Source organism: Halomonas heilongjiangensis (assembly GCF_002879645.1).
Lineage (GTDB): Bacteria > Pseudomonadota > Gammaproteobacteria > Pseudomonadales > Halomonadaceae > Halomonas > Halomonas heilongjiangensis.
In genome coordinates this window covers 4,755-19,854 of record NZ_PNRE01000035.1, presented here as the reverse complement: position 1 = coordinate 19,854, position 15,100 = coordinate 4,755, and the positions used below count along the sequence as shown (strand labels likewise).

At 66.8% G+C, this 15,100-nt stretch carries 5 protein-coding genes and 1 tRNA gene; 3 read left to right on the top strand and 3 right to left on the bottom strand.

The features are described from left to right. Positions 1–249: 249 nt before the first annotated feature. Positions 250–1,359, top strand: a complete 1,110-nt coding sequence (locus C1H66_RS07555) for an efflux RND transporter periplasmic adaptor subunit (RefSeq protein ID WP_102627289.1) — start codon at positions 250–252, stop codon at positions 1,357–1,359. Next, entirely contained in the window at positions 1,359–4,472 is a 3,114-nt protein-coding gene (locus tag C1H66_RS07550; protein WP_102627288.1) for an efflux RND transporter permease subunit, read from the top strand. The genes C1H66_RS07555 and C1H66_RS07550 overlap by 1 nt, the downstream gene beginning before the upstream one ends. 77 nt (positions 4,473–4,549) lie before the next feature. Here the strand turns inward: C1H66_RS07550 and C1H66_RS07545 are convergent, their stop codons facing one another. Further along, positions 4,550–4,975 (bottom strand): DUF3617 domain-containing protein, encoded by a 426-nt coding sequence (locus tag C1H66_RS07545; protein ID WP_102627287.1) that lies wholly within the window; start codon positions 4,973–4,975, stop codon positions 4,550–4,552. A 348-nt stretch (positions 4,976–5,323) separates the two neighbouring features. On the opposite strand from C1H66_RS07545, the gene C1H66_RS07540 reads away from it, so the two are divergent. Further along, complete coding sequence (locus C1H66_RS07540; protein WP_205738639.1) at positions 5,324–14,161, top strand: glycoside hydrolase family 94 protein; 8,838 nt, start codon at positions 5,324–5,326, stop codon at positions 14,159–14,161. Positions 14,162–14,288: 127 nt separating this feature from the next. Here the strand turns inward: C1H66_RS07540 and C1H66_RS07535 are convergent. Together C1H66_RS07535 and C1H66_RS07530 are read right to left on the bottom strand one after the other, a co-directional pair. Further along, positions 14,289–14,376: transfer RNA gene (locus C1H66_RS07535), tRNA-Ser, on the bottom strand. A gap of 127 nt (positions 14,377–14,503) precedes the next feature. Beyond that, entirely contained in the window at positions 14,504–15,007 is a 504-nt protein-coding gene (locus C1H66_RS07530) for a YiiD C-terminal domain-containing protein (RefSeq protein WP_102627286.1), read from the bottom strand. Between the last annotated feature and the right edge of the window lie 93 nt (positions 15,008–15,100).

Here is a 15,100-nt window from a genome sequence, read left to right as displayed (position 1 = left end):
GGGCCCCTGGCGGCGGTGATTGCCCATCCATGTACAACTCTTGTACATTGGCCGGTGGGGGCCGCCGGCAACTTGTGCATTGTTGTCACACTGTGTACGGCCCGGATGGCTAGGCTACTCTCATGCACCCAAGTCAGACCCCCAAGGCTGCCCCCCAGGGATGGGCGGCCAGCCCCTTGGTTCTAAGCAGCGTCGCCTAGCACAAATCGTCTCGCACCATCGTTTTCCCGCATCCCACCAAGAGCCCCCATGACCCTGACATCGCGCCCCCTCCCCTCTCCGCCGGCCCGGCGGTTACCGGCCCTGACACTCCTGCTCTGCCTGGCCCTGAGCCTGCCACTGGCCGCCCAGGAGCGCACCGCGGTGATCGGCGCCCGGGCCCTCCTCGAGCCCTGGTCCGACCCCCTGGAGGCGCTGGGCACCCTGCGCGCCGACGAGAGCGTGACGCTGTCGGCCACCGTCACCGAGATCGTCGCCGAGGTGAATTTCCGCGACGGCGAGGTGGTCGAGGCCGGCCAGCTGCTGGTGCGGCTGGAGGATGGCGAGGAGCAGGCCCAGCTGCGGGTCACCCAGGCGCTGCGTGACGAGCGCCGCAGCGCCGTCGAGCGCCTGACCCAGCTGCAGAACCGCAACATGGCGCCGCGGGCCGACGTGGAGGACGCCCAGGCGCGGCTGCGCCAGGTGCAGGCCGAGATCCAGGCGCTCGAGGCGCGGCTGACCAACTACCGGCTGCGCGCCCCCTTCGATGGCATGGTGGGCTTTCGCAACGTCAGCATCGGCGCCCTGGTCACCCCGGGCACCGAGCTGGTGACCCTGGACAAGCTCGACGTGATGAAGCTCGACTTCAGCGTGCCGGAGGTCTACCTGGCGCTGCTCGAACCGGGCCTCGGCCTGACCGCCCGCAGCGTGGCCTTCCCCGACGAGACCTTCGAGGGCGAGGTGGCCAGCGTCGGCTCGCGGATCGACCCGGTCAGTCGCAGCGTCGCGGTGCGTGCCGAGTTGCAGAACCCCGAGCTGCGCCTGCGCCCCGGCATGCTGATGGTGGTGGTGCTCCGCCGCAGCCCCCGCGAGGCGGTGGTGGTGCCGGAATCGGTGCTGATCCCCAGTGGCGACCGCCAGTACGTGCTGGTGATCGACGAGACCGACGAGTATCGCCTCGAGCGCCGCGAGGTGCGGGTCGGCGAGCGACGCCTCGGCCAGGCCGAGATCCTCGAGGGGCTCGCGCCCGATGAGCTGGTGGTGTCCCACGGCGTGCAGCGGGCCCGCGAGGGTGACCGCGTGCGCCTGCTGGGCATCGCCAGCGACGAGGCCTCGATCCGCGAGATCCTCGAGGCGCAACGCGACGAGGGAGACGCCTGATGCGCCTCTCCGACATCTCGGTACAACGCCCGGTACTGGCCACGGTGCTGGCGCTGCTGATCGTCGCCTTCGGCCTGCTCTCGCTGCAGCGCCTGGCGCTGCAGGAGTACCCATCGATCGATCCGCCGGTGGTCAGCATCGACACCCGCTACCCCGGGGCCGCCGCCTCCGTGGTGGAGTCGCGCATCACCCAGGTGCTGGAGGACCGCATCGCCGGCATCGAGGGCATCGAGGTGGTCACGTCGTCGAGCGAGGACGGTCGCTCGCGGATCGACATCGAATTCCGACTCGACATGGACATCGACGCCGCGGCCAACGACGTCCGCGACCGTATCGCCGGCGCCCAGCGCAACCTGCCCGACGACGCCGATCCGCCGGAGGTGCAGAAGGCCGACTCCAGCGAGGAGATCGTGGTGTGGCTGAGCCTTTCCGGCGAGGGCTACAGCATTCCCGAGCTCACCGACTACGCCAACCGCTACCTGGTCGACCGCCTCTCGGTGCAGCCCGGCGTGGCCCGGGTACGGGTGGGCGGCGGCAGCGACTACGCCATGCGCGTGTGGCTCGACCGCAATGCACTGGCGGCACGCAACCTCACCGTGAGCGACGTGGAGAGCGCCCTGCGTGCCGAGAACGTGGAACTGCCCGCCGGCTCCATCGAGTCCCGGGAGCGCCAGTTCATCGTGCGCCTGCCCCGCGGCTTCGCCGAACCCGAGGACTTCCGGGGCCTGGCACTGGGCCGGGGCAGCGACGGCTATCTGATCCGCCTGGGCGACGTGGCACGCGTCGAGGTCGGCTCGGTGGACGACCGTTCGTTGTTCCGCGCCAACGGCGTGCCCATGGTGGGCCTGGGCATGATGATGCAGTCCACCGCCAACGTGCTGGAGCTCTCCGAAGGGGTGCAGGCCGAGATGGCGCGCCTGCAGGGTTCGCTGCCCGAGGACATGGAGCTGAGCCTGAACTTCGATGCCTCGGTGTTCGTCGCCGGGGCCATCCAGCAGGTGGTCATCACCCTGTTCATCGCCATGGGCCTGGTGGTGGTGGTGATCTTCATGTTCCTCGGCAACGTGCGCACCACCCTGGTGCCGGCGGTGACGGTGCCCATCGCGGTGATCGGTTCCTTCACCGCCCTGGCGGCCATGGGATTCTCGATCAACCTGCTCACCCTGCTGGCGCTGGTACTGGCCATCGGCCTGATCGTCGACGACGCCATCGTGGTGCTGGAAAACATCAACCGGCGGATGCACGACTACGGCGAGACGCCGCTGGTCGCCGCCTTTCGCGGTACCCGCCAGATCGCCTTCGCGGTGGTCGCCACCACCCTGGTGCTGATCGCGGTGTTCGTGCCGCTGAGCTTCCTGCAGGGCAATGTGGGCCGGCTGTTCTCGGAGTTCGCGCTGACCATGGCGGCCGCCGTGGCCATCTCCAGCCTGCTGGCGCTGACGCTGACGCCGATGATGGCCTCCAAGATCCTCAAGCCGGCGATCTACGACAGCGCCGCCGCCCGCGCCGTGCAGTGGCTGCTCGTGCTCTCCCAGCGCCTCTACCGCACGCTGCTGGAGTTCGTGCTCAAGGCGCGCCTCGCGGTGCTCGCGGCGTTCGTGGCGCTGATCGCCGCCACCGCCTGGATGGCCGACCAGCTACCCAACGAGTACACGCCCCAGGAGGACCGCGGCAACTTCTTCATCCTGGTCAGCGGGCCGGAGGGCGCCACCTTCGACTACATGATGGACTACATGGACGAGATCGAGACGCGGCTGATGCCGCTGATCGAGTCCGGTGACGCCGAGCGCGTGGTGGTGCGCACGCCGCGGGGCTTCGGCAACATCGAGACCTTCAACGGCGGCTTCGTGATCATGGGCCTGACCGACTGGGGTAGCCGACGCAGCGCCTGGGAGATCATGGCCGATGTGCGCGATCGGCTCGCCGACCTGCCCGGGGTGCAGGCCTTCCCGGTGATGCGCTCGGGCTTCGGCCAGCGCACCCAGAAGCCGGTGCAGTTCGTGCTCGGCGGCGGCACCTTCGAGGAGCTCGCCGAGTGGCGCGACCGGATGTTCGCGCATATCCGCGAGCACAACCCGCGGCTGATCGGCCTCGACAGCGACTACCGCGAGACCCAGCCACAGCTGCGGGTCGACATCGACTACCCACGTGCGGCGGACCTGGGGGTCACCGTCACCGAGATCGGCCGCACCCTGGAGGTGCTGCTCGGCGGGCGCAACGTGACCCGCTACGTCGACAACGGCGAGGAGTACGACGTCATCGTCGAGGGCGACCGCGCCAGCCAGAACAGCCCCCGCGCGCTGGACAACATCCAGGTGCGCTCGGCGCGCTCGGGCGAGCTGATCCCCCTGGCCAGCCTGGTCCGGCTCACCGACTTCGCCGGCCCCGGCACGCTGAACCGCTTCAACCGCATCCGCGCCATCACCCTGGAGGCCAACCTGGCCGGTGGCTACCCGCTGGGCGAGGCGCTTGAGTACCTGGAGCAGACCGCCGCCGAGATCCTCCCGCCCGAGGCCCAGACCAACGTGGCCGGCCCGTCGCGGGACTACCGCGAGGCCAGCGGTGCCACCACCTTCCTGCTGGTGCTCGGCGCCCTGGTGGTGTTCCTGGTGATGGCCGCCCAGTTCGAGAGCTTCGTCCACCCCTTCGTGATCATGCTCACCGTGCCGCTGGCCATGAGCGGCGCCCTGCTCGGCCTGCTGGTCACCGGCCAGTCTCTCAACATCTACAGCCAGGTGGGGCTGGTGATGCTGATCGGCCTGGCGACCAAGAACGGCATCCTGATCGTCGAGTTCGCCAACCAGTTGCGCGACCAGGGGCTGGCCTTCCACGACGCCCTGGTCGACGCCTCGGTGACGCGCCTGCGGCCGATCCTGATGACCGCGGTGACCACCATGGCCGGCGCCGTCCCGCTGATCGTCTCCGGCGGCGCCGGTTCCGAGGCGCGCATGGTGATCGGCACCGTGATCATCGCCGGGGTGGCCGCCGCCACCTTCTTCACCCTGTTCGTGGTGCCGGTGGCCTACGACCTGATGGCGCGCCACACCGGCTCGCCCGGCGAGGTGAAGCGCCGCCTGGAGGCCGAGATGGGCGATGGTCCCGCCGGCCACTGAGCCGCCCCCCACCAGCGACGCAAACGACGAAGGCCACCGAATGGTGGCCTTCGTCGCCGTAGATCGCGGACCGGGGATCAGCAATCGCCGATACGTTCCCCATCGATGGCGGTGTGCATCTCCAGCTCGCCCATGGGCGACTCGGTCAGGATATCCACGCCGCCCTCGACCCGCTCGCCGAGGAACGACATCTGCCCGTCGATGTTGGCCTCGCCACCCTCGGCACGGCACACCATGCGGTAGTCGACGCCATCGGCGGAGACGTTGTGCTCGAGCAGTTCGCAGCCCTCCTCCTCCTCGATGAGGTGGAACTCGGCGTCGTCCAGATCCCCCTGGACGATGCACTCCTGGTGGGTCTCGGTCTGGTCGGGAATCGGCATGTCGCCCTTCACCGAGGTGGTACTGGTGAACTGCCACTGCCCCGGCACGATGTTGGGGGTGTCGGCCACGGCGGCCAGCGGCAGGGCCAGCACGGCGGCGGCCAGCAGGGAACGAAACGGCATGGGGAGTCTCCCGTCGGTGAATGGTATGCCTCTCCTTCGGCATGCCGGACAGCTTACCCCAATCGGCGACCTTGCCCAATCGGCGACGCGCGACCATGACGTACCGTGTGTGGCCGCGACAGCGGGTTCGACCCTTTGCTGACCCAGCGCCTGCTATGTCCGCTAGCGTACCGACGCCAAGCGACTGACAACCTAGTATCCAATATCGATCAGACTTACCGACATCGACCTGGATATCCGCCACTGATGAAGACTGGAGCCCCCATGAAGAATATCTTATGGATCATCGGGGCGGTGGTGATCGTGCTGGTAGTGCTGTCAATCCTGAACTTACGCTAGGCGCTCACCTTGACCATCCTCACCGCCTACCGCAGGCGCAGCTATCGCCTTGGACAATGGCGAAACGCCAGACGTCAGGCAGCGTCCAACGGCGAGACTGCCTTCCCCCCACGTGCGGAATTGTTCAGCGCCGCCCAGATGGAGGCGCATGGCAAGTGGCTTGCCAACAGCCATCAGCTCGCCACAGGATACGCGCCCGACCTGCTGCTTCCCCGCCTGCGCAACAACGAGCACGCCCTGGTCGGGAGCTGCAACCGGTTGACCACGGCAGTGGCCGAGCAGCAGCGCATTGCTCCTGCAGGCGAGGGGTTGCTGGACAACTTCCACCTGCTCGAGGAGCAAATGCTGACCGCCAAGCGGCACCTGCCACCTGGCTACAGCAAGGCACTCCCGAGGCTGTTGACCGGCCCCTCCGCGGGACGACCGCGCGTCTACGACATTGCCATGGAAGCCATCGCCCACGGTGACGGTCATCTGGCCTTCGACAACCTGAGCCGATTCGTGGCCGCCTATCAGCGCAACACCACCTTGACGCTGGGCGAGCTGTGGGCAATCCCCATCATGCTACGCCTGGCGCTGATCGAGAACCTGCGCCAGGTTGCCGACCGTCTCGACGCAGTACTCAGCGAACGCCAACTGGCCGAGGCCTGGGCAGAGCGCATGGTCGCGACCGCCGAGCGCGACCCCAAGAATCTGATCCTGCAAGTCGCCGACATGGCCCGCTCGAAGCCGATGATGAGCAGCGAGTTCGTTGCCGTGCTGTCGCGACGCTTGCAGGGGCGCGGTCCGGCCCTCTCTCTGCCGCTCTCATGGGTCGAGCAGCGACTGACTGACTCGGGCGCCAGTATCGAGCAGCATATCTTGATCGCCAATCAGCAGCAGGCGTCCGACCAGGTATCGGTGAGCAACAGCATCGGCAGCCTCCGGATCATCGGTGCCATCGACTGGCAGGACTTCGTGGAGTCGCAAAGCGCTGTTGAGCAGGCCTTGCAGGAGGACCCCAGCGGTATCTATCCACGCATGGACTTTGCCACCCGTGACCGCTATCGGCATGTGGTGGAAACGCTTGCCAGCCGGTCGCCGCTTGGCGAAAGCGAGGTGGCGGGCCTCGCCGTCGGGCTCGCCGCCTCGCCCCCCCAAGCGAGCGCCGACCCCGAGCGCACGCGACACGTCGGCTACTACCTGATCGGCGCCGGCCTGGCCGACCTGGCCCGCCAGGCCAGTGTGCGCCGCTCACCGCTCCACCGCCTGGGCATCAGCCTGCGGCGGCGAGCCCTGCCCCTCTATCTTGGCGGAATCGCTGGCTTCACGCTGCTGATCAGCGCCGCACTGCTGTTTGCCGCCTGGTCGCGACTCACCGACCAGGCGCCACTGGGTTGGATGTTGAGCGTCGCGGCGCTGTCACTGTTGGTCAGCAGTCAGACCGCGGTATCGCTGGTCAACCGGCTGACGGCACTGATGGTGACACCGCGCACGCTACCGCGCATGGAGGTCAAGAACGGCATCCCCGCGCAGTGTCGCACGCTGGTCGTCACGCCGACCCTGCTGACAGACGCCGCCGGCATCGAATCCCTGCTGGAATCACTCGAGGTGCGCTTCCTGGCCAACCAGGATGCTCGTCTACATAGTGCCCTGCTGACCGACTTCAGCGATGCCCAACAGGCCACGCTTCCCGGTGACGATGCCCTGCTGGCGCTGGTACAGGACGGTATCACGCGGTTGAACGCCACCTATGCAGATCACTGGCGCACCCTCGGCGGTGACGCGACACCGTTCTATCTCTTTCACCGCCCGCGCTGCTGGAACGCCCAGGAACGCTGCTGGATGGGCCACGAGCGCAAGCGCGGCAAGCTCGCAGACCTCAACGCCCTGCTGCGCGGCAGGCCGGAGACCCACGGCCGACAGCGCTTTTCGCTGATTGTCGGTGATATCTCGCCGCTGTCGGAGGTCGCCTACGTGATCACCCTGGACAGCGATACCCAGCTTCCGCGCGATACCGCCCGCCAACTGGTCAGCGCCATGGCCCATCCGCTCAACCGTCCCCGTCATGACCCTCTGACCGGCATGGTCGTCGATGGCCACGGCATTCTTCAGCCCTGCGTCGCGGCCAGCCTGGAAGGCGCCAACCGGTCACGCTATGCGCGGCTGTTCGGCGGTGAGGCGGGCATCGATCCTTACACTCGGGCCATCTCCGACCTCTATCAGGACCTGTTCGACGAGGGCTCGTATATCGGCAAGGGCATCTACGATGTCGATGCCTTCGAGCGGGCGATCGGCACGCGTTTTCCCGAGAACCTCATCCTCAGCCATGACCTGCTGGAGGGCTGCCATGCGCGCTCCGGGTTGGTCAGCGATATCTCTCTATATGAGGATCACCCCAGCCACTACCTCGACGACATCAAGCGCCGCCAGCGTTGGATACGCGGCGATTGGCAACTCACCGGCTGGCTGGGCCGGCATCCCCCCATGGGTGACACCGAGCCGGGCCGCCAGACCGGCAACGCCCTGTCGCTGCTGTCACGCTGGAAGCTGCTGGACAACCTGCGGCGCAGCCTCTTTCCCATCGCCCTGACGGCACTGCTGCTGGTGGGATGGACCCAGCCAGCGACCGCCTGGGTCTGGACCCTCGGTGCCGCCGCGCTGCTGCTGATACCGGTGATCGGCGACCTCATACGCGAGCTTTCGAGCAAACCCGACGAGCGCCCGCTTGGGCAGCACCTGGCGTGCACGTCACGGGACCTGATCGGACGCACTGGCCAGGTCGGCTTCCAGCTTGCCTGCCTGCCGTTCGAGGCCTACATCCATCTGGACGCCATCCTGCGAACCCTGTGGCGACGGCATGTCAGCCACCGTCGTCTGCTCGAGTGGGTACCTTCGAGCGCTTGCCGGGCGGTCGCCCCACGCGACGGCGACGAGGGCCTGCGTGGCATGCTCAGGCAGATGTGGCTCGCCCCATCACTGGCCGGCAGCATGGCCCTGGTGCTGGCCATCACCCAGCCAATGTCGCTGCTCGCAGCGGCCCCATGGCTGGTACTGTGGGGGGTTGCCCCGGGTCTGGCCTGGTGGCTGAGCCGTCCGCAGCTGCCGCGTCCATCACAGCTGGATGCCGTGCAAACCCGGTTTCTGCAACGTCTGGCCAGACGCACCTGGGCGTTCTTCGAACAGACGCACAACGCCGAGGACCATTGGCTGCCACCCGACAACCTCCAGGCGTTCCGCGAGATCTCCCTGGCCCATCGTACCTCGCCGACCAATATCGGGATGGCGTTGCTGGCCAACCTGGCGGCCCATGATTTCGGCTACCTCAGTGCAGCGGGCCTGATGACGCGCAGCGAACAGAGCCTGGGGACGCTGCAAATCCTGCCCCGTTACCGCGGTCATTTCTACAACTGGTACGACACCCAGAGCCTGCAACCCCTGCCACCGCACTATGTCTCGAGCGTCGATAGCGGCAACCTGTCAGGATGCCTGCTGACCCTGCGCCGAGGTCTACTCGAGGTGGCGGATGCGCCGATTCTGCCACCGCGCTGCTGGCAAGGGCTGCGCGATACCCTGGCGCTCATCGAGGAGTGTGGCGACGGCACCATACAAGTGCCGCTGGATGCCTACCGGCAGGTGCTGGATACCACCTGCCCGACCCCGCAGGACAGCCTTGTGACCTGGCATCAGGCGCTGACCCGACTCAGCGAAGCCAGCGCCGTGCTGGCCCAAGCGATGCGCCCATTCGCCACGGCGGCGCAGCCTGAGGCCAGCGCCTCGCCTCAGGCGCCGTTGCTGGAAGAGAACGCCCACCAGTGGGCTCTCAGCCTGCATCAGCAGACCCATGCCATGCTCGATGAACTCGACGACCTGGCTCCCTGGCTGGCGCAATGGGCACGGCTTGTCGACTCCCCGCTCGGCAGGGCACTCGAGACGCTTACCGTGCCTACGCTTCGCGATCTCGCCACGCTCGACAGCCTGCTCGGCAGTGTCACGCCAGCGCCACCGCAGCACGCCATCGGTGACGCCCGGGCGACCCCGCTGCGCGACGCGATCCACCACGCCAAGGGGCGAGCCCAGCAGCGTATCGCGACTCTCGAGCGGCTCGCCGCCAACTGCTTTGAGTTCGCCCAGGTCGAGTATGGCTTCCTGTTCGACCGTACCAAGCACCTGCTCGCCATCGGCTATAACGTCACCGAGGAGCGACTCGATAGCGGCTATTACGATCTACTCGCCTCGGAATCACGGCTGAGCAGCTTCATGGGGATTGCCCTTGGACAGTTACCCAAGGAGAGCTGGTTCAGCCTCGGCCGACTGCTGACCCGCGCCGGGGGCGAGCCGGTACTGCTGTCATGGAGCGGCTCGATGTTCGAATATCTGATGCCGATGCTGGTGATGCCGACCTACCCCAATACGCTGCTCGACCAGACCTGTCGCGCGGCCGTGGCCCGCCAGATCGACTATGGCAAGCAACGCGGCGTGCCCTGGGGGAATTCCGAGTCTGCCTACAACACCGTCGATGCCAAGCTCAACTATCAGTATCGCGCCTTCGGCGCCCCCGGCCTGGGGCTGAAGCGCGGCCTGGCAGAGGACCTGGTCGTCGCCCCCTACGCCTCGGTGATGGCGCTGATGGTGGCGCCGGTCGCGGCCTGCCACAACCTGCAGCGCCTGGCACGAGAGGGGGTCATGGGAAAATTCGGGCTGTTCGAGGCGGTCGACTACAGCCCCTCGCGCCAGCGCCGTGGCTCGCACAGGACGCTGGTGCGCTCGTTCATGGCACACCATCAGGGGATGAGCCTGCTGGCCCTGGCCTACCTGCTGCTGGAGCAGCCGATGCAGCGCCGTTTCAGCGCCGATCGCCACGTACAGGCCGTGCTGCTGCTGCTGCAGGAGCGTATCCCCCGCGCCAGCGCCATGTTCACGCACATTGCGCGATTGGCGGAAGTGCATACCGCAACCAACCGCAGCGACCCGCCGATACGTGTCTTCGACAGCGCCGATACCGCGACCCCGGCGGTGCAGCTGCTGTCGAACGGGCGCTATCACGTCATGGTCACCAATGCCGGCGGTGGCTACAGCCGCTGGCGCGACCTCGCCGTGACGCGCTGGCGTGAGGACCCGACGCGCGATCACCATGGCATCTTCTGCTTTCTGCGTGACCTCGAAAGCGGCCATGTCTGGTCAAACGCCCATCAGCCAACGTGCTCCGCCAGCAGTCACTATCAGGCGATCTTTGCCGAGGGGCGCGCCGAGTACCGGCGCCGTGACAGCGTGGGCAGCGGCGAGATGGAGACCTATACCGAGATCGCCGTTTCGCCCGAGGATGACATCGAACTGCGCCGGCTACGCCTGACCAACCACACCTCGCAGCGTCGCGAACTCGAGGTCACCAGCTATGCGGAGGTGGTCATCGCCCCCGCCGCCGCAGATGCACTGCATCCCGCCTTCAGCAATCTGTTCGTGCAGACCGAGATCATCGCCCCCCACAGCGCGATCCTCTGCCACCGTCGCTCGCGAGCCCCGGAAGACCTCTCGGCATGGATGTTCCAACTGCTGATCGTGCGTGACGCGCCAAGCCCCGCGGCCTCATACGAAACGGATCGGCTCGGTTTCATCGGGCGCTGCCGGGACACCGCAGCCCCCCTGGCCATGGACCAGCCCGGCGAACTGTCCGGCCATGCCGGCGCGGTGCTCGATCCGATCGCCGCCATCCGCCGATGCTTCAGCGTCGAACCTCACCACGCCGTGACGCTGGACCTGGTGACGGGGATAGCGGGCTCGCGTGCCGACGCCGAGTGCCTGATCGCCAAGTATCAGGATCGCCATCTGGCCGACCGCGTCTTCGAGCTCACCTGGACCCATCGCCAGGTGGTCCTCGAGCAGCTCGATGCCAGCGAAGCCGACGCCCAGCTACATGCGCGACTGGCCAGTGCCGTCGTCTATGCGCACCCCGCACTGCGCGCCGAACCCGCGATCATCGCCGCCAACCGCCGCGGTCAATCAGCGTTGTGGAGCTATGCCATCTCCGGCGATCTGCCCATCGTGCTGCTGCGGGTCGGCAGCAGCAGCAGCCTCGCGCTGGTGCGCCAACTCATACAAGCGCATGCTCACTGGCGCCTGCAGGGTCTCGCCGTCGACCTGGTGATCTGGAACGAAGAGTACGCGGTCTACCGCCAACAGCTGCAGGAACAGATCCTGGGACTGATTGCCTCGGGTAGCGGCGCCAGCCATCTCGACCGCCCCGGCGGTATCTTCGTGCGCCCACTGGAGCAGATCGCAGGCGAAGATCGCCTGCTGTTTCAGGCGGTGGCCCGCGCCATCATCCTCGACAGCCACGGCAGCCTGGAAGAGCAGCTCGACCAGCGCCAGCGCCAGGATGCCAGGCCACCGCTGTTGAGCGTGACGGACACCCGCCCGCCCGCGCCCAGCGCCATCCCGGTCGCCCCTGAGGGACTGATCCTGAACAACCCGCTGGGGGGATTCAGTGCCAACGGCCAGGAGTATGTGATTCAGCTCGGACCCGACCAGCACACCCCCGCGCCCTGGGTCAACGTGATCGCCAACCCCGACTTCGGCTGCGTGATATCGGAGAGCGGTGGCAGCTACACCTGGCGAGTCAATGCACACGAAAACCGCCTGACGACCTGGCACAACGACCCGGTCAGCGACCCCAGTGGCGAAGCACTCTATCTGCGCGACGAAGAGAGCGGCCATGTCTGGTCTCCCACGCCTCTCCCGATGCACAGCGACGCCCACTACCTCGTCCGCCACGGCTTTGGCTACAGCGTGTTCGAGTCCGAGCAGGACGGTATCAGCACGCAACTGTGGGTCTACGTTGCGCTTGACGCCAACATCAAGTTTTCAGTGCTCAAGGTGCGCAACCTGTCGGCGCGGGTGCGCCACCTGTCGGTGACCGGCTATGTCGAATGGGTCCTCGGCGACCTGCCTGCCAAGACAGCCATGCATGTGAGCACCGAGGTCGCCGCGGCGAGTGGCGCCTTGCTGGCACGCAACGTGTTTCATCACGAATTGAGCGAGCAGGTGGCCTTCTTCGATGTCGACGATCCCACGCGCACGCTGAGTGGTGACCGCCAGGAATTTATCGGTCGTAACGGTAGCCTGCAGCAGCCTGCCGCCCTGCAGCGCACCCATCTCTCCGGCACGGTCGGAGCCGGCCTCGACCCGTGCGCCGCGCTGCAGGTCAAGCTCTCCCTGGCGCCAGACGAAAGCCGGCAGGTGATATTCAGGCTCGGGGTGGGCAGTGATCGCGAGCATGCCAATGCACTGATCCAGCACTATCGCGTCGTGGGGACGGCCAACCAGGCACTCGCCGACGTACAGGCGCACTGGCGGCATACCCTCGGCGCGCTGCAGATCGAGACCCCCGACCCGGCGCTGGATGTGATGACCAACGGCTGGTTGCTCTACCAGACCCTGGCCTGTCGACTGTGGGCGCGCAGTGGCTACTATCAATCCGGCGGCGCCTTCGGCTTTCGCGATCAGTTGCAGGACAGCATGGCACTGGCGCATGCCATGCCAGAGCGCCTGCGCGACCAGTTGCTGCTGTGTGCCAGTCGCCAGTTCCGCGAAGGGGACGTGCAGCACTGGTGGCACCCACCACAGGGCCGCGGCGTGCGGACACGCTGTTCCGACGACTACTTGTGGCTACCGCTGGCGCTATGTCGCTATGTGCGATTCACCGATGACATCGACATCCTCGACGCACCGGCCCCATTCCTCGAGGGGCGCGCCGTCGGCGATGACGATGAGGCCTACTACGACCTGCCTAGCCTGGCCCCCGGCGAGGCCAGCCTCTACCAGCATGCCCTGCTGGCGCTGCGCCACGGCCTGCGGTTCGGTGAACACGGCCTGCCGCTGATGGGCTCGGGGGACTGGAACGACGGCATGAACCTGGTCGGCATCAAGGGCCGTGGCGAAAGCGTCTGGCTGGGATTCTTCCTGTGCCAGGTCCTCGAGGAGTTCGGTCAGCTGGCGCAGCGCCACGGGGATCTCGACACGGTCGAGAACTGCCGGATCACCCTGGGCACACTGCGCGACAGCCTGGACCAGCACGGCTGGGACGGCGGCTGGTATCGCCGCGCGTACTTCGATGATGGCACCCCGCTGGGCACGGCCACGGGCAGCGAATGCCGCATCGACTCGATCTCGCAGAGCTGGGCGGTGCTCTCGGGCGCCGGCGACGCCTATCGCGTAGAGCAGGCGATGGAGGCCGTCTTCACCCACCTGGTGCACCCCGAGCAGCAGCTGATCCAATTGCTCTCCCCGCCCTTCGACAAGGCCACCCCAACCCCCGGCTATATTCGCGGCTATGTACCAGGCGTGCGGGAGAACGGCGGGCAGTACACCCATGCAGCGATATGGGCGGCGATGGCCTATGCCCGCCTCGGCCAGCGCGAGCGTGCCTGGCTGCTGATGGATATGCTCAATCCCATCCATCATTCGCAATCTCCAACCGGCATGGCCAGATACCGGCTGGAACCCTACGTGATGGCTGCCGACATCTATGCCATGCCGCCCCACGTGGGGCGCGGCGGCTGGAGCTGGTATACCGGCGCGGCGGGATGGATGTATCGCCTCATCAGCGAGTCGCTGCTCGGCCTGCACCAGGCAGGCAACACCCTGACGATAACGCCCTGCCTGCCCGCGGCCTGGCCGCCTATCAGGCTGCGTTACCGCTTTCACTCCACCACCTACTGCATCACGATCCGACAGACCGCAGATGCCGGGCATCACCCATCGGCCACTCTCCTCGACGGGAGCAGCCAGCCCGGTCCGATCATTACGCTATGCGATGATGGCCGGGAGCACCAAGTCGAGATTCAGCTCGGCAGCGAAAAAACCGCATGAAAATCGATGGCTGATGACCCTTGCCACCGAAAATTCCTGGATATGTGCCCTCCAGCAACTGCGGCGTAAGCCAATAACTTCCAGGCAAAGAAAAAGCCGCTGAAGTCAGCGGCTTATCTATATTCTGTGGCGGAGGGGGAGGGATTCGAACCCTCGAAGCCTTTCGACTTACACACTTTCCAGGCGTGCTCCTTCGACCACTCGGACACCCCTCCGCATTGTCATTCTCGAGTCGAAATACTGGTTGGCCCCTATCCTGGCCCGCCGTCATCTCCTCTAGAACGGCGCATATGCTAACGTCTTAAGTGCGCGATTGCAAGCCGCTTTTTCCGTAACGAGCCCTCAGCCCGCGGGCAGCACCACATAGTTGCCGCGGGCCTCGAGGCACAGGGTGTGGCCGCACCAGAGCTGCTGGACAAGGGCGATACGCCCCCTGCCCCGGTCGGCGATCTGCTCGGCCAATGCCACTGGCCCGTCGTCACTCTCGGGCAGGCACACCAGTCGATAGTCGCCGGTGACCGGGGCCAGGAAGCGCTGGCTGGCCTCGGCCACCACCACGTCGCGGGCCATGCTGTGGCGACGCAGCCAGAGCGTGGCCCAGCACCAGCCGAGGAGCGCGGTCTGGGCGGCCAGGGCTCCACCGAAGCCGGTGCCCTTGTCGTTGAGGCTGGGTGTCAGGTCGAGCGCCCAGATCAACTGCTCCTCCTCGCGCCGCATCGAGCGGATGCCCAGGTGCTCGACCATGGGGATCGCCTCGGCGAGCCAGGCCAGGAAGCGGGCCGGGTCGTCCTCCCGGCCGGGGGCCGGCAACGGCAGGCGTGGATGGGGAATTCCGGTCTGACGCATGGCGCTTCTCCCGGCTAGCAGCCTGTCGGATTTGACCGATCGTCACGAGAAAAACGGATTTCGAGACAAGTTTATCGATCTGATGAGGCGAAT

Bases quoted from the DNA above. Each gene is read 5' to 3' on its own strand.
- C1H66_RS07555 (WP_102627289.1), top strand. From the start codon at position 250: ATGACCCTGACATCGCGCCCCCTCCCCTCTCCGCCGGCCCGGCGGTTA.
- C1H66_RS07550 (WP_102627288.1), top strand. From the start codon at position 1,359: ATGCGCCTCTCCGACATCTCGGTACAACGCCCGGTACTGGCCACGGTG.
- C1H66_RS07545 (WP_102627287.1), bottom strand. From the start codon at position 4,975: ATGCCGTTTCGTTCCCTGCTGGCCGCCGCCGTGCTGGCCCTGCCGCTG.
- C1H66_RS07530 (WP_102627286.1), bottom strand. From the start codon at position 15,007: ATGCGTCAGACCGGAATTCCCCATCCACGCCTGCCGTTGCCGGCCCCC.